Raw genomic sequence first — 26,958 nt, forward strand, 5'->3', positions numbered from 1 at the left:
TATTGGGGAGGGAAAACGTATGTCCGGGATGCTCCGAGAACTGCGAAAGAACAGCGTGTTGTTTGCCATGATCGTTCCCACGCTGCTTTATTTCATCATATTTGCCTACATCCCCATGGTCGGGGTTTATTACGCCTTTACCCGGTTCAGTTATGAAGGCGGCCTGTTCGGCAGCGAATTTGTCGGATTCAAAAATTTCGAATTTTTGATTAACTCGGGAGTGCTCTGGAACATCACCAAAAACACGATTTTGTACAATCTGGCCTTCATTCTGATCGGTAACGTGCTTCAGGTTACATGCGCAATCTTTCTCAGCGAAGTGCCGGGCAAATGGTTCAAGAAGACCGCCCAGTCGGCGATGTTTCTTCCGTATTTTTTGTCCTATGTCCTGGTCGGCGCCTTCGTATTCAATTTGTTTTCCAGCAACGGGGTCATCAATACGATATTGGCTCAGCTTGATTTGCCGCCCTATGACTTCTACCTGAACACGGCACCCTGGAAATACATCATCGTATTCTTTGGCATCTGGAAAGGGCTCGGCATCGGGGTCGTCATCTATCTGGCGGCCATCATGAACATCAGCGATGAATACCACGAAGCGGCAAAGATTGACGGCGCAAATATCTTCCAACGGGTCAGATATATAACGCTTCCGCTTTTGGTGCCGACCTTTATCCTGTTGATCTTGCTGGCGTTGGGCGGAATTTTGCGGGGACAGTTCGAGCTGTTTTATCAGATTGTCGGAAATAACGGCATGTTGTTTGAGTCCACGGATATTATCGATACCTATGTCTATCGTTCTCTCGCCGTAAACTTTGATATCGGAATGGGAACGGCGGCAGGGCTCTACCAATCGTTCTTCGGGTTTATCCTCGTCGTGACGGTGAACTATATCATCAAGAAAATCCGGGATGATTATTCCCTGTTCTAGGAGGATGCCACTTGAAAATCAAAACGGAAAGAGCGTCTGTTGTCTTCAATACGATAGGCTACATTTTCATTACGTTTCTTGCCGTGCTGTGCTTGCTGCCGTTTCTGCTGATCGTAACGGGTTCATTTACCGCGGAATCCGAGATTATAAGAGACGGTTTCAAGATCATTCCAAATGAATGGTCATTGGAGGCCTATAAAGCGATTTTCAGGTCGCCTGAGCAAATTGTCAAAGCCTATCAAGTGACGATCGGATTGACGTTGACGGGCGTTGTGTTGGGTCTTTTTTTGACATCCATGGCAGGGTATGTGCTTTCCAGGAAAGATTTTAAATACCGTAACGCTCTATCTTTCTTTATCTATTTCACCATGCTGTTCAGCGGAGGGCTTATCCCCTGGTACATTTTGATGGTCAAGTATCTGGGATTGAAGGATAGTTTCTTGGCGCTTCTTTTGCCGCCGCTGCTCAGCGCATTCAATGTCATTCTCATGAAAAATTTTATGAAATCGATTCCAGACTCCATTACCGAATCCGCCAAGATCGACGGCGCGGGAGATTTTACAATTTATTGGAAACTGATCCTGCCGCTTTCTACGCCGGGCCTGGCGACAATCGGGCTGTTCCTTGCCCTGGGTTACTGGAACGATTGGTTTCTCGCGAATTTGTACATCAACACGCAGGATAAATATCCGCTGCAGTTTTTGCTGTATCGAACATTGGCAAGCGCTGCCGTCCTGAATACGAGTGCGGCGGGCAATTTATCGCCGGATTTCCGACCACCTTCGGAAACGTTGAAAATGGCGGCGGCCATCGTCGTAACCGGACCGATCGTGTTCCTGTATCCGTTTGTTCAACGGTACTTCGTCAAAGGGCTGACGCTCGGTGCAGTAAAAGGTTAGATCCGGCATGCCCGGCTAACATAAATCCATTGATATGTGTCAAAAGGGGAGGCGTCATTTCCAAATGAACGGAAAAATCAAAAACTTGTTCTCCGTTGTGATTTCATCCCTTCTGGTGATCTCGTTGCTGGCATCTTGCGGAGGCAACGCCGGCAACGGAGGTAAGGCGGCTGTCGATCAGCCGAATACAGGAAACACGGGCAGCCCGCAAAATGAAGGGAACATCGATTTGTCCGAAAAGGTCGAGCTTGTCTGGTATTTGCTCGGCGAACCGCATAAAGATACCGAAGCGGTCGTCGCCGAATTCAACAAGATGCTGGCCGAGGAACTGAACACGACCGTCAAGCTGAACTTTACGAGCTGGGCGGATTGGGAAACCAAATATAATTTGCTGCTTTCCGCAGGAGAACGGATCGATATGATTTTCGCTTCGACATGGGCAAATTACTACAAATATGCTGCTCAGGGGGCGTTCTTGCCGCTCGATGATCTGCTCCCGGTCTATGCGCCGGAGACGTGGAAGAATGTTCCGGAGCAAGATTGGAAGGAAGCGAAGGTAAACGGAAAAATATACGCCGTGCCTTCCACTTATCCGGAATATACGCCGGACGGCATTGTCTATCGCGAAGACTGGAGAAAAGAATTGGAGCTTCCTGAAATCAAGGATCTGGACTCCATTGAGGCGTACCTGGATGGCGTGAAGCGGGAAAAGGGCGTAACGCCGATTAACGGCAAGGCCTATAACGAAATCTACACCATGTTCAGGGCATACTACGATTTCCTGCATATCGGCGGCGACAGCGGGGTTGTCGTTGCGACTTCTTATGATACGCCCAGAGACATCGTCGCTTATCCATTCACGGATGAATTCGAACAATGGGTAAAGAAAATGAGAACCTGGGCTGAGAAGGGATATTGGAATTCCGATACGCTGTCATCCCAGAGTGAAGCGGGAGACGCAATCAAAGTCGGAACCGGTGCGGTGTACTGGCGCAATGCTCCGGGAGCAGGCGGCTATATCATGGGGCAGAAGACGGACAATCCGGATATCGAACTGGCTTACTTCCCGTTCAGCCGTTTCCACAACTATGTGATGCCGACACTCTCTGTCCAGAACGCAATGGCGATTCCGAAAAGCGCGAAATACCCGGAAAGATCGTTGATGGTTCTTGATAAACTGCGCAATGATCCCAAATATTACGATCTGATGACCTACGGATTTGAAGGCGTTCATTACGATATTTCCGAAGACGGCAGAACGATTGTGACTCCTCCGGCGAGCAGAGCCGATGATCCGGATTATTCCAACTATGATATTGCAAGCTGGGGCTGGCGTGTGGAGAGCATGCAAAGAGTGAAGCCGGCCGGCGGATGGCCGGAATTTGACAACTTGTTGGCTGAGTTTCGCGAGACGAGCAGACCGAATATTTTCGCAGGCGTCATGATGGATTATGAACCGGTTCGGGCTGAGCAGGCAGCGGTCAATGCCGTCATGCAGCAATACGGGTTGCCGCTGATGATGGGTCTGATAACGGATGTCGAAAAAGGTCTGGAAACCTACCGCAAACAACTGGAAGCCGCAGGGGTTCACAAGCTGGTCGATTATGTCAAGGAAAAAGCGAATGCCCATTTTGATGCAATCGGTGTGAAATAAAGCCGCTGTCAAGTTCGACGGGGAGGAAGCTCGCAGGAGATTCGCCTCCCCTTTTTATGGGGGAATATTTTGAAGACTACTTTGGAAACGACAATGATGCTAAGCAGCATTGATGGCGCAACGGTTCCCTTTCAAAACGGCATACCCGTGCCTACATTCGAACCTCAGGACAGACCGGTCATTCCGTTGAACGGCAAGTGGCTCAAAAAAAGGTTTCATGCCGACCATGATTTGACCATGTCGCCGAGAAATCAAGCGTGGTTGCTGGAGCTGAATGCCCGGGAGAAAGATTTCCTCACGGAACGGGAGTTCTGCGATTGGGAGCCTCATGAGGTTCCGCTGCCGGAAAATCGCCTGAGCGGGCTGGAAGCAGCCAACGCGGCGGAGACCTATGAAGATGGGGTCTGGTACTGCAGGACGTTTCATGTGGATCTGAAAGAACCCGGCCAAATCTACACGCTGAAAGCATTGGCCATGAGTTATGTGGCGGATATCTGGATCAACGGGGAATGGGCAGGTTATCACGAAGGCGGTTTCACGCCTTTTGCCCTGGATGTGACCTCGCTATTGCGTGATGGCGAAAACGAGATCCGCATACGGATCGACAACCCTCCCTGGGGAAGCCGGATCGATACCATACCGGCGGTGGCGGGCACGGATTTTTTCAACTACACGGGGATTATTCAGGATTTGTACATAGAACTGACCGATGCCGTACACATCGTCAGGGCGGATATTGTGCCGCTCAGTACAAGCGGCGAATTGAAAATCACGGTGGTTCTCGAAAACAGAGGGGATGTCGAGCGGACGGTCCGCTTGACCGGAGCTTTGTATGAAACCGATCCGGAACGCGAGGACTTTCTCGACTCGCCGTTGGCCTCCAGCATTATCGATGGTCCCGCGGAAGTCAACAAGGAATTGATCCGATCTGTTGTGATAGCTGCGGGAGAAACGCGGGCCGTTTTGTTCCATGCGACGATCCTGAGCCCCAGACTATGGTCCATATGGCAACCGAATCTTTATGTGGCGCAGTTTTCCCTTAGTGAGAACGGGAAATGCATTGACCGACTGTGCACCCAATTCGGAGTTCGCGTCGTCCGCACCAATCGAACCCACATCCTGTTGAATGACGCTCCTGTCTTCCTGGCCGGGATCGCTCGCCATGAGGAGTGGCCGGAGTTCGGGCGGACGGCCGCCTGGGAACGGATCCGGGACGATTTGCGGCAAATTCGGCAGCTTCACGCGAATATGGTGCGTACGGGACATTATCCGAATCATGTCTATACCTATTTGTTGTTGGATCGGCTGGGATTGCTGGCGATGAGTGAAATTCCGCTCTGGCAGTTGGAAACCGCGCATTTCAAAGTCCAGGAAGAAAGAAAATTGCCGGAGCAAATGTGGCGGGAGATGGTGTTTTCGCAATATAACCGCCCGTCGGTCATCCTGTGGAGCACGCAAAACGAATCCAGGGATGTCTGGCATCGGCTGGCTTACAACAGACGACTGGTTCGGGAATTGCGTAAATGTTATGACGACGGCAGGCTGATTACGCAAAGCGCGGCCGCGGATCAGCCGGGTGCGCATGATCCTTCGATGGAGCCTTTGGACGTGGCAGGATGGACCATGTATTTCGGCATCTTCCATGGCGGCACTTATTATAATGGAACGAGGAATTTTTTGGAAGAGTCGCATCGGGCCTATCCGGACAAGCCGATTCTGAACACCGAATTCGGTCACTGGACGGGCGAGCGGGATCAGGAGGAAGACAAGCAGCTGGATACCTATGCGGACACCTTGAGAGCGCTCATGGAAAAGGCCGTCTTGCGCCCTGACGGTACCGTGAATCCCGCAGGATATGTCGCCGGCATTGATTTCTGGATCATGTACAACTGGTACGTCAATCACAACCAATGGGTCAATACATTTGGCATCTATCACATGGATCGGCAAAAGGCCAAATCCGTCGCCTGGTTGATCAAGAACGATTACGGCAAGATCACGGGGCCGAATCGGGGCATCGCTTTATCCGGAGAAGGCCGGGCGGGCCGTGTGAAAGAAAGCCGGGGAGGAGACGCATGAAACCCGATCGATACAAGCTTCTGTTGTCGGGGATGATGGTCATCGCATTGGCTGTATTGTCTGCGTGCAGCGATTCCGATGCGGAAACTCGGGTGGAGATTTGGCTGACCACGCCGGACAAAAGCCGGCTTCTGGAACAAGTCGATTCCGTCAGTTTTCGATCGGGGAAATCGGAGCAATCGGAAGTCATTCGGGTGGATGATACAATCCGCTATCAACAAATGGACGGATTCGGCGCGGCATTGACGGATTCCTCGGCATGGCTTCTGGCCAACGCGCTTGATGATGAGCGGCGGGATGAGCTGATGAAGCTTCTGTTTGACCGCGAGGAAGGGATCGGTTTCAGCTACCTCCGTCTTCCCATGGGGGCTTCCGACTTCGCTTTGCAACTCTATACCTACGACGATATGCCTCCGGGTGAAACGGATCCGGAGCTTGAACACTTCAGCATCGAGCATGACCGGCAGTATATGATTCCGCTGTTGAAACAGGCGATGAGCATCAACCCCGATTTGAAAATCATGGCCAGCCCCTGGAGCCCGCCGGGGCGAATGAAAACATCGGACTCGTTGATCGGCGGCAGTCTGAAGCCGGAAGCGTACGAGCCTTTCGCCCGGTATTTCGTGAAATTCATTCAGGCCTACGAAGCGGAGGGCATTCCGATCGACGCCATCACATTGCAGAATGAGCCGCATCATGTGCCGGCCGATTATCCGGGGATGCGAATGGAGGCCTGGGAGCAAGCATTGCTTATCAAGGAATATCTGGGGCCGGCATTCGAGGAGAACGGGATCAACACCAAGATTGTCATCTGGGATCATAATTGGGATGAATATTATTATCCGTTGTCTGTGCTGGGAGACCCGGATGCGAATCCTTACATCGCGGGCACGGCATTTCACGGATATGCCGGGGATGTTTCGAGCCAGTCCCGGGTCAAGGAAGCGTATCCGGACAAAGACATTTATTTTACGGAAAGCTCGGGAGGAGAATGGTCCACGGACTTCGGCGGCAACTTGAAATGGGATTTGCAAAATTTGATCATCGGTTCAACCCGTCACTGGGCGAGGACCGTGTTGAAGTGGAATCTGGCGCTTGACGAGCAGCACGGTCCCTATTTGGGGGGATGCCGGGATTGCCGTGGGATTGTCACGATTGACCGGCAAACCGGGGAAGTGGTTTTGAACGAGGAATATTATGCTTTCGGGCATGCCAGCAAATTTGTAAAATCCGGCGCCTTCAGGATTGAATCCGCTTCTTCGGGCAACGGCAACATTGAGACTGTCGCATTTGTAAATCCGGATGGTTCGCTGGTGCTCATTGCATTGAATGCATCGGAAGACATGAGGGAGTTTCAGGTGAACTGGAGAGATCAATCCTTTGCCTGCAGTCTCCCGGCTGGAGCGGCGGCTACAATGGTATGGAACCTTCGTGAAGAATAATCCGGACAGCCTCGAAAAAACAGTGCTCAAGCACCTCTTATTATGAAAAAACAGTTATAGCAGACTTTTTTTCAAATCGATCGAATACGTTATACTTCGACCGGATTAACTATTGGGAAGGGGCCGGAGGATGGAACTTTTCTCACAGGATGTATCAATGTTGCCGATCACGTAATTTGACGGTGGAACAACCACCGACAATGACGTGATCGTTTGTACGTCAGCCACGTCACCCATATGAGAATTGGGTCGCCAATCATCAACCGGAAATGTGAAAGCGGCAGGTTAGCCTGCCGCTCCACGCTGCTTGTCCAAATCCGCCAACACGCGGCCAATGTGTGCTTCTTCGACAACCTCATGCCCTTTCCCTTCTGCATCATACAATGCATGGGTGCAAATCAGATTGATCACACGAGGAAGTCCTTGGCTTGCCGCATGGATCATCTGCACGGCGCTTTCTGAGAATACCGGACGCTCCAAACCGGCCGTCCTCATGTGATGCTTGATGTAGGCGCCGGCTTCCTCGCGCGTCATCCCGGTCAGATGGTACTGCATGCCGATCCGCTGTGCAATTGCCTCGAACTTCTTCAGGCGCAGCTTCTTCCGCAGTTCCGGTTGTCCCGACAGGATGATCGGAAAGTAGGAGCGCGCGTCCATCTGGGCCCCCATAGCAAAGCGAAGTTCGAGCAGCATTTCTTCACTCATCTCGTGAGCTTCGTCCACAACCACAAGCAGCGAACGCTCCCCCTGGGCTTCCCGTTGCTGAAGAACCTCTTCCCACAGCCGCTTGGCTTTCGGCAGCGAGTAGGGCGGCACTTCGCCGACCTGCCTCAGCAATTCGCTGTAAAAATCACGCGGTTTGAGGTTGGACTGGCTCAGGTACACCGGCAGTGTCATCATTGGATCGAGCGAGCGGAACAACCGACGGATCAGGGCAGATTTGCCGCTGCCCACCTCACCGGTCAGCACTCCGAGCTGACGCTGTGCCACAGCCACGCTCAGTCGGGCGAACGCCTCTTCATGACCGCGAAACGAAAAACAGTCCACCATATCCAGCATGCGCGTAAAGGGCCGGATCGCCGTGCTCACCGCTTCTCACCTCCCATGGTGGTGCACGCATAGCGGATTTCTTCTTCCTTCCACTGTGCTTTTCGTTTCTGTTCCGCCAAATCGAGAAAGGAGAGCTGCACGTCCGCTTCTTCTGCCGGCGCGACCTCGTCGGCGGGGACCCGGCGGTCGCGGTAACGCCGCAGTTCGACCGGCTTGGCATTGCCGCGGCGAACGCCTTCGAACCAGACCTGAATCTCCCGCAGGTCGTACGGATCGTAACGCAGCGTCACCTGCCGGCTGCCGAGATCGCCGTCCACTTCATACGTATTGCCCAGGAGGCGGACACAGCCGGTCGCATCCACCTTGCGTGTTTCTTCCCACAGAAAGATCTCGTTCAATTCGGCGAGCGACACCCGCCTCGGCCGGCGCGAACTGCCGTTCCAACGGGCCTGAGGGGTTTCTTTCGTTCCGCCATGCACCCGCTGGTGGTAATAGCCGTCGATCCACGCCCAAAGCGCGTCGTTCAGCTCCTCCAGCGTCGTCAATTGGCCCGCCTCGATGCGCGCGTACACTTCGGGAAGGAAACTCGTGTCGATGAACTGAAAGCTCCTCTCAATTTTCCCGCGTCCACGGGGCTGGAAAGGGCGCGTATGACGCAGGTCGATCCCCAGCTTCCCGCAGATGCGGGTCAGGTGCTGGGACGAAAACGCCGCTCCATTGTCCACGTACAGCATTTCCGGAACGCCGCAGCGCAGGATCGCTTTCTTCAGGCAATCTTCCAGCCGCGGCAGCTTCTCGTCGAAGTAAAACTGGGCATGCAGGATATACCGGCTGTAATCGTCGAGAACGAGGCACAAGATCGTCTTTCTCCGTTTCTTCGGGTTCCTCGGGTCAGGCAGGTAGACGAAATGCTTGAAGTCCGCCTGTACCAGAACCAGAATATCCTCCGCTTCGAAGCGGCGGTGGCCGGATGCCGCGTTTTCTTTCATGACGCTGCGGCGGCTGAGACCGGCCTGGCGAAGGTGGCGCGCCAGTGTGCTGGGTGCAACCGTTCCCGGCGGGACCAGTGCGCCTTCCTCGAGCAGAAAGATGATTTGTTCGACGCTCCGTTCGGGCCTTTCACGTCTCAATTGTTTGGCCTTCTCCAGCACGGCCCCGTCCATGCGCAAACGCCCCTTGGAACTGCGGACGCGCGGCTTCAGCGCATCCCAGCCGCCCTTGCGATACGCCTCTACCCAGCGCTCCAGCGTCCGAATGCTCACGGTGCGCGAGCGTCCGCCGGGGACTTCATAGACGCAGCGGGACGCCTCCTGCAGCAGCGCCTTCATTTCTCCGGGCGCCAGCGGAGTTTGCCGGCTGACGATCGGCGCAATCAGTGCATACCGGGCAGCGGCGATGCTTTCGGGATGTTCCATCGGCAGAACCCTCCTCGGAATATGGATTCGGGGAATCTCCCCAGCCTCCATTGTCGCCGCTCCCCCGGGCTTTCATCGACAGCCAACGTTTGTGGGATCATCAACCGGGCACCGTCACCGACAATGGCCGTGCCCATCGGTTCAGCCGATGCAGCAGCGACCCCTCCTGAGCCGATGTCCGAAGCCGTTCCCAGCAGGCGAACCACAAAGACCAGCCGGCTCCCCGCCCACGAGGCAACGCCACCTGCGGGTGCCGGGAAAGAAGCCACGCAGCCAACCGATCTTCCAGCTTGGAAAGCATGTCCTTCCAGCGGCGGCACCACCGCCGGATCGTGCGTACGGACCACGGACCGCCGGGCCAGGCGGCGGATTGCTGCGCCATGGTTATACGTGAAGCGCCATGGGTCTCTCCCCGGACGACCTCTTCCTGGATGTCGACCGCCGTTTGCTGCTTAGGCAGAAGGAACGCCGGCAATACGCTCGTCGTTCTGGAACATTGGGGGCAACGAAAACGAAAAATGGGAATGACGAAACGTTCCGTGAGAGTAAAGACACATCGGAAAAACCGGCCGTGCCGATGCAACATCACGGTTTCGGAGCAGTGCGGACACACACGCGGCCGGTCTGCTTCGGGAATGCCGTCAGAGCAGGACTGAAGATACCGCTTTACATCCAAATTCCAATCCGTTACGATAGACATAGCGATTTATTCGCAGGGCAAATAGGAAGACTTGGGCGCCAACCTGAGGGTCTTCCTATTTGCGTTTTCTGCGAAGATTGCATCCTCCTGATGATTGTCGTCTCAACTCCCATCTACTTACGACAACCAACGGTTTATTTCCTCCGCCAACATACATAACAAAAAATCGCCTTTCTCACGTCAAATTACGTGAGTGGCGACAGTATCAAGATGCAAGCAACTGCTCAGGCTGACGGTCGGATTGGATCTGCTGACGGCGCTTGCCTGAAGAGGAGACGACCGCTTCGACCCGCTCGCCAATGTAACGAGAGCCGAGGCGGCGGCGACGATACTGAGATTGTCGCGGACCTTGCCTTGCACCCGTAACCGGATAAATTAGGCGCGGTGCGCCCGTATGAGGGAGGCGCCGCGCGTATTGCCTATTTAGGGGAAAGAACACGGAGCAACATACAGCTATTTGGCGGTGGCAGCGAACAACGAACCCGCGTTGAGGCTTTATGCAAAAATCGGTTACTCGGAAGTTTACAAGTACAGGGTCAAGGACAGCAATTAACGAGAAAGAGGGGCGGCCATCATGGGGGGCCACCCCTCTTTTTGAATTTTTCGATGTTTAGATCTCATTTCCACCCACATACTTTTTCAACAACCCGCTTGCACTACTCTTCGTGTCCTTCAAGCCATTGATGTCCCCAAAGACGAAAAAGTGATCTTTGGCACGGGATACCGCAACATTCATCAGGCTCTTGTTGGCATCAATGAAAAAGCATCCGTCCTGTTTCCCGTAAACGGTGGACAGGATTATGATTTTTCTTTCCGCCCCTTGAAAGGTATGTACCGTACCGACACTTATCTTCGAGTAATCGCCCGGCATTTGCTTTTTCAATTCCGACTTGATGCATTCGACTTGGGCTTTGAACGGGGTGATCACACCAACCAAATTTTCTCTTGCCTCATTGGGGTATGCATTAACAATAAGCTTGAAATGATTTTTCAGCCATTTCGCGATCTGCTCCGCTTCCAAACGATTTATTCTGCTGCTGCCTTTCCTGGTGGAATACTCCGTGTCAATTTGCTTGAACCCCATTTGAGGCCAATGTTTTATGGCACGGTTTATATCTTCCTTACCCTTTCCTCTTAAGGGAACGAGATTTCCCTTATACACCAGTTCGTTGCAGTAGTCAATAATTTCATCATAGCAGCGGCGATGCTCGCGGAGGAGCAGACCTCTCTCATCAAATTTTTCATATTTGCAACACTTGGCGGCTACTTTCATTACGCTTGAGCATGAGCTGTTCAGTCCGGTACGTTCCAACAATTCAAATTCATCCAATGTCTGTATTGCACCACTGGATACCGAGAGAGCTTTATCCAATGCTCTGCTCACACCCCATACAGGCTCTATCTGATGAATATCACCAACGACCACGGATTTTTTGGCAAGAGAAAATGCCCCGGCTGCAATCTCTGGCGACACCTGACCGGCTTCATCTACAATGAGTAAATCAATATAATTGTAAAGAAAGAAGTTTTTTTGCTCACTATAAGCAAGGAACTGTCTCGGCAACGTGTAGAATGTCATGACCAGGCAAGGTGTTATCATGCTGAGTCTGTGGTAAAACTTCTGCAAAACATTTTCATAATTAGTGCCCTTCTGCCTTTCCGACAGCTTGTCCTCTCCTGAAACCCATCGGCATTCAAAGTAGTGAACAGAGAGCCAAAACGCTATATATCTGTGGATTTTATCCAATAATCCGTTTATGTAATCGAGGTCAAGCTTGTACTTTTCATTTTTTTCTCCATGCAAATAAATATTGTGCAACCGTAACTGTTTCAATTCGTCGTCATACTTGTTTTTTATTGTTTCAATTAAGGATTTTTTCTGCTTCAGTTCAGAAATTTCTTTATTGCACTGGGCATATAACTGGCTGTACTTTTCCTTGATTTCATCAAAGGTCATATATTCATTAAGAAAGCCCTGCTCCTCGTCGTTTATGAATAATCGGAACTCTGTTTGTATTCTCTTCGCAAAACTATTAATGAACCTAAACCATCTTATGTAAAAAGGTATATTGCCATAACAGTTTTCCCATTCAAGAACCCTTTGACGGATTTTGGAGACTTCCGCTTGCTTGCCTTCAATTACCAGGCTTAATTTCTCAAGGTATTGATCAATGGCTTCACCTTTCAAACCGCATTGCTCAGCTTTTTGGGCAAGTGAAAGCAATGTATTCTTGCTCTTTTCGATGAATGACAGTTCTTCATGCAATCTATCCTGACACTCAGTGATGCTTTTATAGTTGCTCCCAAAATATGCATTGCAGCATGTGATCAACTTGGTCTTTGATTTTTCGATATTTTCTTCATCTTCAACATCGGATATGAAAAATTCACCTTTTTGATTGGTGTATTGATATCCTTTACTTTGTGCTTCTTTCACCTTTTTGATAGCTGGAAAATAGACAGCAAAGCTGCTCACTCCCTCAATCCATCTTTCTTCCAGATTGGAGATGCCCATCTTCCTGATATTGCCGAAAGACTCAATGATGTTGGTTACTGCCTGATTGTTCGTTGACGCAGCTACAATGAGCGGTGCCTTTTCTTTTTTCAAAGCTCTTTTGACGTACATGTCAGCAACAACAGTCTGCAGCAAAGTGGTTTTCCCCGTACCGGGAGGGCCGTTTACAGCCAAAATTTCGCCGTACTCCATCGCATTGATGTGGTTGACGGCTTCTCTTTGGGAAGGGGATAAAGGGTATTCACCGTTCATCTGACCGCAATGCGCCTGCATTTGCAATAAGCCATTTTCTATAATTGGATGGGTATTTGCGATCTGTGTAGATATGAAATTTTCATAAAGCGGTTTATTCTGATCATCTCCCAGCAGGTGGTTGTATAAATTCATGATATGAATAGTAGAATAAACCGTTTTGTCCAGGAAGAGGTACATATTGCTTTCCAATTCAAAAGAAAGCTCCTCTTCTTCCATATTGCGAATCGTGTTTTGCTCAAAAGGAGATTCCGCGACAACTTCATACAAAGCCTTGAAAAAGACAACATAGTCAGACCAAGACTGGATCTTTTCCACTTGGTCCACGTGATTGCTCATGAAACGATCAACCGTATTGGCATTCCCTATTGCCAATTTGGGTTCAACCATCGGCATCAGGTATTCTCTCGGAAACCAAGGTAGCTTTTTCTCGCTATCGTCAAACAGTAATTGCCCTTCGTTGTTGAGAATCGCCGGGATATAGTATATTCCGGTCAGTTCATTGATTTCATTTTGTACCTTCTCGTTAGATTCATAAGTCGTTTTTATCGTTTTGGCACAGATAATGACATTAACATGATGCTTTTTCTTTGGTGAATTTTCTTCATCCAAAGTTGTCCTCTCTGCTTCGGCAAAAATGCTTCTGCATGCTTCAGGGTTTATTCTTCCTTGAATCACTTCTTCAGGATTGATAATGGAGAAGAAATCCGTTTTGAAGTCAATGCCCAAGTTGGCTTGGGCTGCTACAGCGCTTCTGAAGTATTTCGTTATCGCTTTTGTGTTGCTATACATATTTCCTACCTCGTCTCATGGGCGTTCTTTACGAAATGGTTCAGCCTCTCTTACAGGAGCTAAATCTTCACAGCGTCATCTCTCTATTATTCGACATATATTTACAATATCCTCCAAATGGAACTGAAGAAGAAAGCCATGAGCTGGGCGGCGGAAAGAAGAAACAGGATGAATGGATTTGCCAACGGTCAGAGCCGATCATGAAGGATAAGCGGGCGGGGTTTAAACCTCCGCCCGCCGTTTTGGGACAGGATGTCACACCTCGGTTATTCTTACCGAATCAACAATGTCACCGACTCCACATGACTGGAGTTATCAATTAGGAAAGCCAATGCGGAATGTGCTGCCAAGGAGCTAAATCCGTCCTTGACATACTAACGTTAAGCACGTTATTGCTGACGTTGCTGACGTTTATCTTCAGCCATGTCGGAAATTACCGTTTATTCGTCCGGTATTTTAACGCACCTACTAAAATCATAAATAACCCACCAACAATTACAATTTGAAATTGCACCTGAATCCGTGATCATTCGACGAATAAATACAAGGAGAAAGCAGGCAAATGCAGCCCCGAAGACGAATCATTCAGGTATTCGAAGCTTCGCAACCATTCACCTGCGGGGTGCTGTATGAAAATCAGGTTTGTTCGGTCCAAAGAACTCATTCTTTCCACACATGCTGGTCTTGCGACGGTGGGAGCCTTACTTGCCCATACCGGATTAACGAAACGCCTGAACCGTTCACGCCTCACGAAGGCGGAAAGTCCGTTTCATTCCCACTCCGACGTGATGAAAAGCTACATCGGCTTGCTGTGTCAAGGTAAAAGCGATTTCGATCACATTGAGCCGTTTCGGAACGACGATGTATTTCCGATCTGTTTGCAACTGCAGAAAGTGCCCTCCAGCCCGACGCTCCGGCAGCGTTTGGAACGCGCGGCCGAAACGGAAGAGGCGGGATGGAATGACATTCTTCTTGAGGAATCGGCCGATCTGCTCCGCCGCGTCCAGGCGCCATTGACAGGGCTTCAAGCCGGAACGGACATCTACGTACCGCTGGATATTGACGTTTCCCCTTTCGACAACTCGGGCACGAGGAAAGAAGGCGTTTCCCGAACGTACAAAGGCGTGGACGGGTACGCGCCGATCTTTGCTTATCTGGGCCAAGAGGGTTACGGCGTCAATGTCGAACTGCGGGAAGGCCGCACGCACGTCCAGAACGGAACCGTTGATTTTTTAACCCGGAGCATTGCGTATGCGCGGCGCATAACGGAACTGCCGATTCTCGTCCGCATGGACGCGGGAAACGACAGCATCGAGAATCTGCATGTGTGTCACCGTGAAAACGTGGACTACATTATCAAAGCCAACCTTCGCAAGGCCCCCAAGGAGGCGTGGCTCAGCATCGCCGAATCCTCGGGCATTTGTTGCGAGCAACGCGAGGGCAAGAAGGAATATGTCGGGTTCATCGAGTTTCCCGAGAAAGGATTTAACTCCCCCTTCGGCAAGTCTTCCACGTGATCGAGCGAACGATTGACCGAGATGGGCAAATCCTGCTTGTTCCCGAGATTGAAGTGAGCGTGTACTGGACTTCGCTTCGCTGCGGACCATGGCGGGTCATCGAGTTATACCGGGATCACGGCACCAGCGAACAATTTCACAGTGAAATCAAGACGGATCTGGATTTGGAGCGGTTGCCATCCGGGAAATTTGCGGCCAATAATCTCGTACTGCACGCAGGCGTGTTTGCTTACAATCTGCTGCGCATCATCGGTCAGGAGAGCCTGCGCAAGGACGATGCGCCCATTCGCAACAATGTGAAACGTCGTCGAATCCGAACCGTCATTCAAAATATGATTTACATGGCTGTTCGGTTGGTACGACATGCGCGCGGTCTATGCTTTAACTTCGGAAAGCACAGTCCATGGTCACCCGTTCTGGAGAGGGTTTATCGGGCGTTTGCATGAATCCGGATGAACATGAATCGTTTTGTTCATGACCTGCGGTTCGCCAGGTTTATTTGGCATCCACTGATTTGGATTTCAGGCCATTATGAGGCTTCAAGTCACATTGAATATTCCTTCATCACGACCATCTCAGGAGAGAAAGGCATGTTAAGGCATATTTTTGCATCTGTCACTTCAAAACGATAAGGATGTTCACGGATTCAGGTTGCAGTTTATCTTTACTGTTCTTCTTGGAGAAAAAACAATTCTTCAACGGTAGTCTCAAGCGCTTTTGCCAACTTCAGCGCAAGCACGGTGCTGGGAACAAACTTACCGTTTTCAATCGTATTGATCGTTTTCCTAGTAACGCCAACCAAATCAGCAAGTTGTTCTTGGGTCAAGTTTTTTTTTGCCCTATGAATTTTCAACGTGTTTTGCAATTTTTCCACGTCAGGTTCCTACCTTGTATTTTGATTTTACTGGGCTCGTTCGAAAATCAGAAAGGCAAGAAGAGCAGAAGTTACACCAAAGAAAATATTGGTCAGAATAACCCCCTGGACGGTCATTCCAACTAAAGGAGCGAGATAAAAAAGCGGTGCCTGCAACATGACAACGACCCAAAAACCGACTGCAAAACTTTTCAAGCGAGTATGTTGTATTCGTTCATCGTTCAATGTCTTGTTCAAGTCCGGATTTTTTCGCAGGATCATGACGAAACGAACAACTTGAAAGAGATAATATGCCCAGACAATTCCTCCGATTAGCGCGATAGGGGAAAGGATCGCTCCGACAAGTTCCACGGTCTCGTTGTTTGGCCAAATATACGAAAGCAGCATCGGGATTTGCCAAAATGTAAACCCTATTAAAAATCCAGACAACATCCTGATCCGGTATTGTTCGAATTTTGCTTTTTGGGAAGCCAAAAGCGGCACCTCCAAACCGAATGTAACTTATACTACTCATTTTATAACGTTTATGTTACTTTTTCAAGTTTATCCGGAAATACGAGCAGGCTGAGCGACACAAACACAACGGATCAGCGAATTGCGGCGCGGGAACGAACTACTAGTGTCGGCGGACGGGATCCAATGAAAAAGGGAGCCTAGCCATCGGCTCCCTTTCTAACCAACAAAATTACACACTCCACATGGCTCGTCTGCGGGAACATGTCCACCGGCTGCACCCATTCGATCCTATAGCCCGCATCGAGCAGCACGCGGCAGTCCTTCGCGAGCGTCGACGGGTTGCACGAGACGTAGACGAATCGGGCCGGCTTCACGTCGGCGACCGTCCGCAGCAGGGCGGAGTCGCATCCGGTGCGCGGCGGATCGACGAGGATGACGTCGGGGCGGAAGCCTTGCTTCACCCAGCGGGGCAGCAACTCTTCGGCCCGCCCGACATAGAAGCGGGCGTTCGTCCAGCCGTTCAGTCGGGCATTGCGTTCCGCGTCGTCGACCGCTTCGCGGATCGTCTCGATGCCGCGGACTTCGCGCGCGTGCGGAGCGAGCCAGAGGGCGATCGTGCCGGTGCCGCAGTAGGCGTCGACGACCGTCTCCCGGCCGGTCAGGGCGGCCGCTTCCCGCGCGAGGTCGTACAGCTTCACCGTCTGCTCCGGATTGAGTTGGAAGAAGGCGCGCGGCGAGAGCTTGAAGCGCAGGTCGCCGAGGCGCGTCTCCAGGTCGGGCCTGCCCCAGAGCAGCCGGGTGCGCTCGCCGAAGACGAGCGGGGAGCTGCCGCGGTTGACGTTGACCGAGATCGAGGTGATCTGCGGCAGCTCCCGGCGGATCGCCTCGACGAGCCGGTCCCGGCCGGGGAACTGCTCGGCGGAGGCGACGAGCGTCAGCTGCAGCTCGCCCGATTCGGGGGCGACTCGCAGCACGACGGTGCGCAGCGCGCCGTCCGGGCCGGCGCCGACCGGCACGCCGGCCCGCTCGGCCAGCCGCCGGATCCGCTCGGCGGCTGCGCTCACGGCCGGGTGCTGTACCGCGCACCCGGCGATGTCGACGAGCCGGCGGCTGCCCGGCTCGTACAATCCGAGGGCAAGCCCGCCGCCCGGCTTATGCCCCGCCTGAAGCTGCGCCTTGTTGCGGTAGCGCCAGGGCTCGTCCATGCCGATGATCGGGCGCAGCGGCAGCTCCGCTTCCTCGAGGCCCGCGTAGCGCGCGAACGCTTCGCGCACGAGCTCTTCCTTCGCCGTGAGCTGGCCCGCGTAGTCCATATGCTGCAGCTGGCAGCCGCCGCAGCGGTCGTACACGGGGCAGGCGGGCCTCACCCGATGCGGCGATCGCTTCTCGATCTCCGCGATCCGGGCCGTCAGCCGGTTCGGATCCACGCCGGTCACGGCCGCCTTTACGACTTCGCCGGGCAGGGCGCCGGGCACGAAGACGGCTTTGCGCTTGTAGTACCCGACGCCTTCGCCGTTGATGCCGATCCGCTTGATCGTCACGACGATCCGGTCGCCCGGCCTGAGTTCGTCCGCTGCGGCGTCGGCAATCCGGACGGCGTCTTCGCGGCCGCTAGCCCGGGGCGCGGCAGCAGCGCGCACGCGCTTCGAACCTGCCCGGTCAGCACCCGCGCGCATCCGCTTCACTCCCGCGCGGTTTGCGCCGTCGTGCCCCCACTTCGCCTCCGCACGATCCGCATCATCGTGCACCTTTGTCGCCCCCGCACGGTCCGCGCCGCTTCGCTCCCGCTTGGCAACCGCGTGCGCCGCGCCTTTCCCGGGCTCCGTGCTCCGCTTGTCCTTCCGTCCGGGCGCGTCCGGCCTTCCGTTTCCGCTTCCCGCGCCATTCCGGCGATGTTCCCGCATCGTTGCATCCGCTCCGTTTCACTTACTGGTCGTGTCCATCATAGCATGAACCGCGGACGCACTGCCATTGCGGGTTGGCGGTGGCGCCCGTCGCCGCGCCATAGAACGCCGCCCCCCCGCCATAGAAGAAAAAAATGGTCTATTTTGTCGAAATCCCCAAGGTTCCGAAAAATAGACGAAATCGTTTCGCTTAATTCGCCAAAACACCTGGTTTTCAGCCGATTACACGGAGATAGAGGAAAAATATTCCTCTGTTCTGGACCGTTCCGCGCCAAACCGCTGAACAGAAGAAGCTATTTCCTCTATTCCGTCATACCGTCATACCGCCATACCGCTATTCCGCTGTTATTCCACCATTCCGCAGAGCCGCCGCTTACCCCGCCCGGCCGGCCTGCACTTCCAGGTTCCGCAAAATCCCGTCGATCTCCGCCATCTGCTCCGGCGTGAGCGGACCGAACGCCATTGCCTTCGCCGCTTCTTCCGCCTGTGCGGCGGTCTTGATTCCGGGAATCGGGATCGTGTTCGCGCTGCGCCCCCAGATCCAGGCAAGCGCGCCCTGCACCAGCGACCGCCCGCCGGAGGTCAGCACGTCCCGGATGGCGTCCAGCGCGTCGAGATATTCCGGCACCGGCTTGCCGTCCTTGAACCAGCGCACCCAGGATTGCCCGCTGCCGCGCACATCGTCGCTCGCAAGCTGCGACGAGCGGTTGAACTTGCCGCTGAGCAGCCCCATGGCGAGCGGCGCGTTGTTGATGCTGGCGAGACCGTGACAATCGCACACCTCGACCATCGGCGAATCGGTCAGGACGTTGAGCGGATGCTGGAACGCGGCCGCGAAGGACCGCTTGGCGAACAGCTCGGCCGCTTCCGTATCTTCCGTGCTACAGCCGTACGCGCGGATCCACCCTTTCTTCCGGAGCTGGGCATCGCCCGGAACGTCGCCATCGAAGCCTACGAACAATTGATCGCGGAAGGCTACCTCGTCGGACGCATCGGTTCCGGCACCTTCGTGGCCGAGGGGATCACGCCGGGCATCGGCCTCCGCGCCGCCGGCACCCGCGAGGCGTCCGGCAGGACGGAGGCGGCCGCTCCGGCCGGGCAGGACGCACCGCGCGCAGGCGACGGAGCCGGAGGGTTGATCCGCTTCGACACCGGCGTGCCGGATCTGGAACGCTTCCCCCGCAGACGGTGGGCCCGCTATCTGAAAGAAGCGGCGGAAGAAGCGGAAGGCCGCTATGACTACCGCGATGTCCGGGGAGAGGAAGGGCTGCGCCGGGAAATCGCCGCGTTCCTGCATCGCTCCAGAGGAATGCGATGCGATCCGGACCGCATCATGATCGTGAACGGCTCATCGGAAGGATTCGCCTTGGTCGCCCGGACGCTCAAGCCGAAGTTCGATTCCGTCTGCCTTGAAGATCCGACGATCGAGATTACGGGGCATATTTTCCTGCAGTCGGGCTACCGGATCGAGCCGGTGCCGGTCGACGAGTCCGGCATGCGGGTGCACGAGATCGGGACGCTGCCGCCCGGCAGATTGCTGGTTCTGACGCCGTCCCATCAATATCCGACCGGCAGCATCCTGCCGATCCAGCGCCGGCTGCATGCCGTCCAACTGGCCGAAGAAGCCGACGCCTACATTGTGGAGGACGATTACGACGGCGATTTCCGGCTGAAGGGGGTGCCGATTCCGCCGCTGTACACGCTGGGGCCCGAGCGCGTCATCTACGCGGGGACGTTCAGCAAGACGCTCGCGCCCGGGCTGCGCCTCGGCTTCCTCGTGCTGCCGCGCAGCCTGGCGGGGAAGTTCGCCGCTTTCAAGGAAGCGGCGAACCTGCGAACGCCCGCCGTGCTGCAGGCCGCCCTGGCCCGGTTCATCCGGGACGGGCACCTGGAGCGCCATATCTACCGGATGCGGGCCGTGTACCGCACCCGGCGCGCGCTGCTCATCGAGGCGCTGAACCGGCATTTCGGCGGGCGCGCCGTCATCCGGGGCGACGAAGCGGGGATGCACCTGCTGGTGGAATTTCCGGACCTTGATGCGGCTCCGGAGTGGTCCCGGTCGGCGGAATACGGCGTCGTCGTCGACAGTGTCGAAGATTACTGCCTGCAGCGGGGATTTCGCACCCGTCAGATCGTGCTCGGGTACGGCAATATCCGCGAGGAAGACATCGAGCCGGGCATCGAGCGGCTGAGCCGGTTTGTGCGGGAACGGGGATAAGGCGATGGACAACCCTGCCGCCCGGTGGTACGATGGCCTTGGGAGACATAGGAGAAACCTGGAGGGAGAAATGGTTACAACATTCGCAAGACTCAGACGCGGCATTGCCATTTGCACCGCGGCTGTGCTGATCGCATGGCCGCTCACGGGAGCATGGACGCGGCCCGCCGCCGCGGCGCAGACGGCTCCCGTGGAGTCGCAGCAGGCCGGCATCCGGGTGATGATCGACGACAAGCCGTTCACGTTCTCGCCTTCGCCGGTTCAGGAGAACGGCGTGACGCTCGTCCCGATGCGGCAAATCTTCTCCGCCCTCGGCGCCCAGGTCACCTGGGTTCCGGCGACAAAGTCCGTTTTCGCGAAGAAAGGCACGATGATGGTCGCGCTGCAGGTCGGCTCGCGGCAAGCGGTCGTGAACGGCAACGCGGTCATGCTGGACGTTCCCGTACGGACCGTTGACGGCGCGACGATGGTGCCGCTGCGCCTCGTCGGCGACGCGTTCGGCGCGCGGACCACATGGAATGCGGAAACCCGCACGATCTTCATCGAGACCGCGGAATACCGAGAAGCGCTCGAACGGGAGATGAAGGAGAAGTACGGGAAGCTGACCCCGGCGGAAATCGTGGCCATGAACGACGACAAGGTCGTCATGATCATGACCGACAACGCCCAGGGAAGCGGCGTCATCGTCGGCGACCGCTGGGTGCTCACGAATTATCACGTGATCGACGGCTCGGCTTCGGGCAACGTCGTTCTGAACGACGGCACCATCATCGGCATTCTCGGGGTGGCCGCCGCCGATGAAGACGCGGATCTGGCCATCGTGCAGACCGCGCGCCCGCTGGGCATTGAACCGGTGACGTTCGCGGACTCGTCCACGGTGGACAAAGGCGACCGGATCGTGGCCATCGGCAGCCCGCTCGGCTACCAGAACACCGTATCCGAAGGCTTGATCAGCAACATGATCGACAAGGGAATCGTCAGCTACTACCAGATCAACGCGCCGGTTGACCGGGGCAGTTCCGGCGGCGCCGTGTTCAACGAATACGGCGAACTGGTCGGCATTACGACGGCCGTCATCCGGGATACGCTGGCCAATCTCAACTTCGCGGTCCCGGCGCTGTATGCCGAACTGCTCCTCATGGAACTGGAGGCGGACCCGCCTGCGCAGAACGAGATCCGGTTCCCGGAGAGCAAGCTTCCGGACAGTCTGGAAGGCGCGTCGAACGAAGAAATCCGCCGCCTGCTCGCGAAGGAATTCGGCAGCGCCCAGACGTCGAAAGGGACGGCCGTGTTCACCGACTGGACCGTCACCCGCGACGCGCAGGGCTGGCTGGTCGTGACTGCGGTCATCAACCCGTCCTTCTACATGCTGTACGGCAAAGATTCGGCGGGAGAGCTGCGCCTCTGGGCGATCGACCTCGCCATGGAACTGCGCCGCATGCTGCCGGATGTCAATCTTGAACTGATCGTCTATTATTCGCAGGTTTTCAACGCCGAACCGCGCGGCTTCGGGCCGGGCGTCGTGACGAATCTCGGCGACGGCCGCTGGCGCGTCCAATACGAAGTCATGCATCTGCAATATATGGACAGACTGCATATCAGCGACAACTTCTAAAACCATTACGACACGGCGGCCTGCCGCTTCCGACCCCGAAGGGAGCGGCGGGCCGATCCTTGTCCATCGAGGTTATGCCATGAAAATCGTGCTCGCCGCGCTCAACGCGAAATACATTCACACCTCGCTCGCCTTGCGCTGCCTGAAAGCGTACAGCGGGCGCGAATTCGACATTGAAATCGCCGAGTACACGATCAAGGACCCGGCGATGCACATCACCGCCGACCTGTATCGGAGGAAGCCGGACGTGGTCGGTTTCTCGTGCTACATCTGGAACATCGAGGAGACGATTACGGTCATCGACATGCTGCGCAAGGTGCTCCCCGATGTCCGCATCGTGCTCGGCGGCCCGGAGGTCAGCTACGACACGGAATACTGGATGGAGAGGCTGGATGCGGTCGATTTCATCGTCATGGGCGAGGGTGAGGAGACGTTTCACCATTTGCTGACCGAAATCCGGGGAGAAGGCAAGTTCCATTACGTGTTCGGCGCCGCATACCGCAAGACGCTGCCGGACGGCACGCGCGAGATCCGGATCAATCCGCCGCGGCCGAAGGCGGACCTCACGAAGATGCCCTCGCCGCACCGGCTGCCGGAAGACAGGCCGCATCTGAAAAACCGGATCGTCTACTTCGAGACGAGCCGCGGCTGTCCGTTCAGCTGCCAGTTCTGCCTGTCCAGCATCGAGACGGGGGTCCGATACTACGATCTCGAGCAGACGAAGGCGGACCTGCTCTACCTGATCGAATCGGGCGCCCGGCTGATCAAATTCGTCGACCGGACGTTCAACATCCGCCGCGACTATGCGCTCGAGCTGTTCCGCTTCCTGATCGACAACCATAACGGATGCGTCTTCCAGTTCGAAATCACCGCCGACATCATGCGGCCCGAGGTGCTCGAATTTCTGGCGGAACACGCGCCGCCCGGCATTTTCCGCTTCGAGATCGGCGTGCAGTCGACGAACGATCCGACGAATGAAGCGGTCATGCGCCGCCAGAACTTCGCGAAGCTGAGCCGCACGGTCACGACGATCCGGGACAGCGGGAAAATCGCCCAGCACCTCGACCTGATCGCCGGACTGCCGCATGAAGACTATGGCACGTTCCGCAAGACGTTCAACGACGTGTTCGCCCTGCGCCCCGAAGAGCTGCAGCTCGGCTTCCTGAAAATGCTGCGCGGCACCGGTCTCCGGCGGGATGCGGCGAAATACGGCTACGTCTTCATGGATCGGGCGCCGTACGAGATTTTGTCGAACGATGTGCTCTCCTTCGGCGACATCGTGCGGATCAAACGCGTCGAGGATGTGCTGGAGAAATATTGGAACGCGCACCGGATGGACCGCACGCTGCTGTATCTGGCGTTCCGGGTGTTCGAGTCGCCGTTTGATTTTTTCCAGCAGTTCGGGGACTACTGGGAAGAGCGGGGCTGGCAGCGGATCGGCCATCAGCTCGAAGATCTGTTCACCCGGCTGTGGTCGTTCCTCGAGGATTGCGGGCCTCCGGCACTGGAGCGGGATCTGGCGCTCGGTCTCATGAAATACGACTATTTCCTCAACCACAAGTACAAGCCGCGCGCCGTATGGTGGGAATTTCAAATGGACAAGCGGGAGCATGCCGCCTGGCTGCGCCGTCTGGCCGAGCGTCCGGAGGACGTATCCCCCGCGTTCGCCGCGGCGGGGCCGGACGAAAAGCTGCTGCAGAAGCACACCGTGATCGAGCGGCTGCCGTTTGATCTCGCCGCCTGGCTGGACAATGGCGAATTTTCTCGAAATGTCGAAACACTGCTGGTCGTCTGCTACGGCCTGGGCGATGCAGGAACATCGGCGCATATGCTGCGCATCCAACCGGGCGGGGAGAATCATGTGAAAGGTGGTTAAAGAAGGAAAACGCGCGAAAATGTCGAATCTTTGCAGTGACAACCGAAAAGCTGTGCACCAAGCTGATAAAGGCAAACCATATGAAAATATGGGACGCAAAGCTACGGGTCTAAGGCGGAATGCTATGACAGCCGGGCTGCCGGAGTTTGTGCAATCTGTGACGCAGACTGCCTTCATGAGCTTGGAGGCAGTTTTTTTGCGGTCCGGTGTTTGCGTCCCCGCCTGCGGGGGAGGAACATGTCGGATAGAACGCTTGCGAGGAAAGCATTCGGTTGGAAGGGGGGAATTGATGTCATTCTGGCGGCGGCATCCGTCGCCTTCACGATCTTGCCGGCGACGCCGGCTTTTGTGTCCGGTTCCGGGTGGGCCGGATGCTTTCTGCTTCTTCTCTTGCGGCGGGCGGGCTTTCGCTTCGCCGCGGCGGCGGCGCTGGCGGCCGCGGCGGCCGGTTTCTGGCTCGGAGACCGTCCCTGGACCGTCTTCCTTGCCGTCTTCGAGATTACCCTGCTCGCCGCATGGCTGAAGCGCGGCCAAGAAGATCTGCTGCCCGCGGAGCTGGTCTATCAACTGGCCGTGGCCGTGCCGGCCGCTTTGCTGGCGGCGTTCGCGTCCGGCGGAACGGCCGGTGAAGCGGCCGTGACCGCCTCCGTTAGCCTCATTCTCGGCGCGGCGTCCGCGCTGCTGGCCGATCTGCTGCACCATTACCGGCCGCTCGCCCGCCTGGCCGGAAAATGGGCGGGAGCGGAGGACGCCGGACGCGTTCCGCTGCGGCGGATGATCGCGCACCTGGCGGCGGCCTCCGCCGTCCTGCCCGGCCTGCCGGTCATTGTGATCGCCGGCCTGTCGTTTTCGTCCGGCGATGCTTCGTCGGCGGCGATGGTCGCCGCCGCGGCGGCCGTGCTGTCCTCGGCCATGGGCGCATATTATCTGTCCGGCCGGATTTCGGGCGCTTTCGAACGGCTGGTCTCGGCGACGGCCGGCCTGCATTTGAGACTGCGGCAGGATGCGGACGTGTGCTGGCCGGCCGGCGGCGCGGCGGAGGCGGCCGAGATCGCGGCGAATTGCCGGGACATCGCGGACAAACTCGCGGACCAGTATCATGCGAACGAGCAGATGACGGAATTGCTGCGGGAACAGTCCGCCCGGCTCCGCGCCTCCGAAGCGGCGCTCGAGCGGCTGTCCTACCACGATACGCTCACATCGCTGCCGAACCGGTTCTATTTCTACGAGCGGCTGCGCGCGATGATGGACGAACACAGGGGCCGCGGCGTCGGCCTCATGCTGCTCGACGTCGACCGGTTCAAGCAGGTGAACGACTCGCTCGGCCACGCTTCGGGCGACGAGATGCTGCGCATCATCGCGGGCCGCCTGCGCGAGCTGTGCGGGGACGAGGCGGTCATCTGCCGGCTTGGCGGCGACGAATTTGCCATCATGGTGCCGGGCAATTCGCGCGATGCGCTGAGCCGGCTCGGCGACGCCATTCTTGAAACGGCCGCGGAACCGGTGCGCGTGGGCGACAAGGAGCTGTACGTCGGCGCCAGCATCGGCATCAGCCTGTATCCCGAAGATGCGGTTCGGGTGGAGGAGCTGGTGCGGAACGCGGATACTGCGATGTACACGGCGAAGGAAGCAGGCGGGCGGCGGTACGAGTTTTATTTCAGCTCCATGAAGGAACAGGTGTCCGAGCGGCTCGAGATGGAGACCAGCCTGCACAAGGCGCTGGAGCTCGGGCAGTTCGAGCTGTTCTATCAGCCGAAGATGGACGCGGACGGGCTGCAGACGTTCGGGTTCGAGGCGCTGATCCGCTGGTACCGTCCGGGCCGGGGCTACGTCCCCCCCGATCTGTTCATTCCGCTCGCGGAGGAGACGGGCGTCATCCAGGCGATCGGCGACTGGGTGCTGCGGACGGCCTGCAGGCAGTGCGTGGAGTGGTACAAAGCCGGGTATCCGCCCGCGGTCGTGGCGGTCAACGTATCGCCCCGGCAATTCGAGGACCCGAAATTTGTCGAACAGGTGGAAGCGATTCTCGAAGAGACGGGCATGAGGCCGGAATGGCTGGAACTCGAAATTACGGAAAGTTTCCTGCAGCGGGACCGAAACGTCGTCATCGACATGCTCAAGCGGCTGAAGGACCGCGGCATCCGCATTTCGATCGACGATTTCGGCACGGGCTACTCGTCGCTGTCCCTGCTCAAAAATTTGCCGATCCACGCCGTGAAAATCGACCGCACGTTCATCCGCCACATCGACACCGACAGCAAGAACGCTTCGATCGTGTCGGCCATCATGGCGCTGGCCCACAGCATGAACCTGCGCGTCGTCGCGGAAGGCGTCGAGACGGAAGCCGAGCACCGGCTGCTGCGCAAGATGCATTGCGATGAGCTGCAAGGCTATTATTTCAGCGCGCCGCTCCGGGCGGAGGAGGCGCTGCCCTATCTCCGGCTGATGCGGGATCCGGCCGGCAGAAAACATCGCGGCGCCGGCGATGCCGCAGAGATCATACGGCATTAGGGATGCCGCGGAATTGCAAGATCATACATAACCGATGCGCCGGTGCGGCGCTGCCTGACGCTGCAGTGTGGGATGCACGCTGCAGCGTCTCTGCTTGGGGCGAGGCTGTACCGTGGTATGCACGTTACAGGCCTATCGGCAGGGCTTCGCGCGAGGCTGTAGCGTGGTATGACGCTGCAGCCGCCCCGGCGGGGCTTCGCGCGAGGCTGCAACGTGGTATGACGCTGCAGCCGCCCCGACGGGCCTCTGCGCGCCGCT

At 55.9% G+C, this 26,958-nt stretch carries 17 protein-coding genes, 1 pseudogene and 1 riboswitch; of the genes and pseudogenes, 10 read left to right on the forward strand and 8 right to left on the reverse strand.

Translation table 11 applies throughout. The features are described from left to right. Positions 1-19 precede the first annotated feature (19 nt). The 5 genes from THECO_RS04465 to THECO_RS04485 all read left to right on the forward strand — a co-directional run bounded on the left by THECO_RS04465 (position 20) and on the right by THECO_RS04485 (position 7,005). Positions 20-931, forward strand: a complete 912-nt coding sequence (locus THECO_RS04465) for an ABC transporter permease (protein WP_015253871.1) — start codon at positions 20-22, stop codon at positions 929-931. An 11-nt stretch (positions 932-942) separates the two neighbouring features. Beyond that, a complete protein-coding gene (locus tag THECO_RS04470; RefSeq protein WP_015253872.1) occupies positions 943-1,830 on the forward strand; it encodes a carbohydrate ABC transporter permease in 888 nt (295 codons plus the stop codon). A gap of 64 nt (positions 1,831-1,894) precedes the next feature. Further along, positions 1,895-3,484, forward strand: coding sequence for an extracellular solute-binding protein (locus THECO_RS04475; RefSeq protein ID WP_015253873.1), 1,590 nt, complete (start codon positions 1,895-1,897; stop codon positions 3,482-3,484). A gap of 69 nt (positions 3,485-3,553) precedes the next feature. Further along, a complete protein-coding gene (locus THECO_RS04480) occupies positions 3,554-5,563 on the forward strand; it encodes a glycoside hydrolase family 2 protein (protein ID WP_232427746.1) in 2,010 nt (669 codons plus the stop codon). Positions 5,564-5,598: 35 nt separating this feature from the next. Next, positions 5,599-7,005: a glycoside hydrolase family 30 protein gene (locus tag THECO_RS04485; RefSeq protein ID WP_232427781.1), complete on the forward strand. Its 1,407-nt coding sequence runs from the start codon at positions 5,599-5,601 to the stop codon at positions 7,003-7,005. Between the two features lie 285 nt (positions 7,006-7,290). Here THECO_RS04485 and THECO_RS04490 read toward each other — a convergent pair whose 3' ends face one another. From THECO_RS04490 to THECO_RS04500, 4 genes are all read right to left on the reverse strand, one after another. Beyond that, positions 7,291-8,094, reverse strand: coding sequence for an ExeA family protein (locus tag THECO_RS04490; protein ID WP_015253876.1), 804 nt, complete (start codon positions 8,092-8,094; stop codon positions 7,291-7,293). Further along, the gene (locus tag THECO_RS04495) at positions 8,091-9,470 is read right to left on the reverse strand and encodes a DDE-type integrase/transposase/recombinase (protein WP_015253877.1); all 1,380 of its coding nucleotides are present in this window, start codon (positions 9,468-9,470) and stop codon (positions 8,091-8,093) included. The genes THECO_RS04490 and THECO_RS04495 overlap by 4 nt, the downstream gene beginning before the upstream one ends. Positions 9,471-9,570: 100 nt before the next feature. Next, the gene (locus tag THECO_RS22680; protein WP_408646052.1) at positions 9,571-10,170 is read right to left on the reverse strand and encodes a DUF6431 domain-containing protein; all 600 of its coding nucleotides are present in this window, start codon (positions 10,168-10,170) and stop codon (positions 9,571-9,573) included. Between the two features lie 610 nt (positions 10,171-10,780). Beyond that, positions 10,781-13,729, reverse strand: a complete 2,949-nt coding sequence (locus THECO_RS04500; protein ID WP_015253878.1) for an AAA domain-containing protein — start codon at positions 13,727-13,729, stop codon at positions 10,781-10,783. Positions 13,730-14,358: 629 nt separating this feature from the next. On the opposite strand from THECO_RS04500, the pseudogene THECO_RS04505 reads away from it, so the two are divergent. Beyond that, a pseudogene (locus THECO_RS04505) lies at positions 14,359-15,692 on the forward strand (IS1380 family transposase). A gap of 218 nt (positions 15,693-15,910) precedes the next feature. Here the strand turns inward: THECO_RS04505 and THECO_RS04510 are convergent. The 4 genes from THECO_RS04510 to THECO_RS22200 form a co-directional block, all read right to left on the reverse strand. Next, positions 15,911-16,120: a helix-turn-helix transcriptional regulator gene (locus tag THECO_RS04510; RefSeq protein WP_015253880.1), complete on the reverse strand. Its 210-nt coding sequence runs from the start codon at positions 16,118-16,120 to the stop codon at positions 15,911-15,913. A 27-nt stretch (positions 16,121-16,147) separates the two neighbouring features. After that, positions 16,148-16,594: a hypothetical protein gene (locus tag THECO_RS04515; RefSeq protein WP_041853800.1), complete on the reverse strand. Its 447-nt coding sequence runs from the start codon at positions 16,592-16,594 to the stop codon at positions 16,148-16,150. A 179-nt stretch (positions 16,595-16,773) separates the two neighbouring features. After that, entirely contained in the window at positions 16,774-18,480 is a 1,707-nt protein-coding gene (rlmD, locus tag THECO_RS04520; protein WP_015253881.1) for a 23S rRNA (uracil(1939)-C(5))-methyltransferase RlmD, read from the reverse strand. 373 nt (positions 18,481-18,853) lie between these two features. Beyond that, positions 18,854-19,441, reverse strand: coding sequence for an aldo/keto reductase (locus THECO_RS22200; protein ID WP_052835827.1), 588 nt, complete (start codon positions 19,439-19,441; stop codon positions 18,854-18,856). On the opposite strand from THECO_RS22200, the gene pdxR reads away from it, so the two are divergent. The 4 genes from pdxR to THECO_RS04545 all read left to right on the forward strand — a co-directional run bounded on the left by pdxR (position 19,442) and on the right by THECO_RS04545 (position 26,700). Continuing rightward, positions 19,442-20,698 (forward strand): MocR-like pyridoxine biosynthesis transcription factor PdxR, encoded by a 1,257-nt coding sequence (gene pdxR / locus THECO_RS22205; RefSeq protein WP_052835828.1) that lies wholly within the window; start codon positions 19,442-19,444, stop codon positions 20,696-20,698. It abuts the gene before it with no gap. Positions 20,699-20,768: 70 nt separating this feature from the next. Continuing rightward, complete coding sequence (locus THECO_RS20405; protein ID WP_015253882.1) at positions 20,769-22,313, forward strand: stalk domain-containing protein; 1,545 nt, start codon at positions 20,769-20,771, stop codon at positions 22,311-22,313. A 79-nt stretch (positions 22,314-22,392) separates the two neighbouring features. Beyond that, a complete protein-coding gene (locus tag THECO_RS04540) occupies positions 22,393-24,189 on the forward strand; it encodes a B12-binding domain-containing radical SAM protein (RefSeq protein ID WP_015253883.1) in 1,797 nt (598 codons plus the stop codon). Positions 24,190-24,249: 60 nt separating this feature from the next. Continuing rightward, a riboswitch (cyclic di-GMP riboswitch) is annotated at positions 24,250-24,333 on the forward strand. 93 nt (positions 24,334-24,426) lie between these two features. Beyond that, positions 24,427-26,700: a putative bifunctional diguanylate cyclase/phosphodiesterase gene (locus tag THECO_RS04545; protein WP_015253884.1), complete on the forward strand. Its 2,274-nt coding sequence runs from the start codon at positions 24,427-24,429 to the stop codon at positions 26,698-26,700. Positions 26,701-26,958 lie beyond the last annotated feature (258 nt).

Source organism: Thermobacillus composti KWC4 (assembly GCF_000227705.2).
GTDB classification, from domain to species: Bacteria; Bacillota; Bacilli; order Paenibacillales; family Paenibacillaceae; genus Thermobacillus; species Thermobacillus xylanilyticus.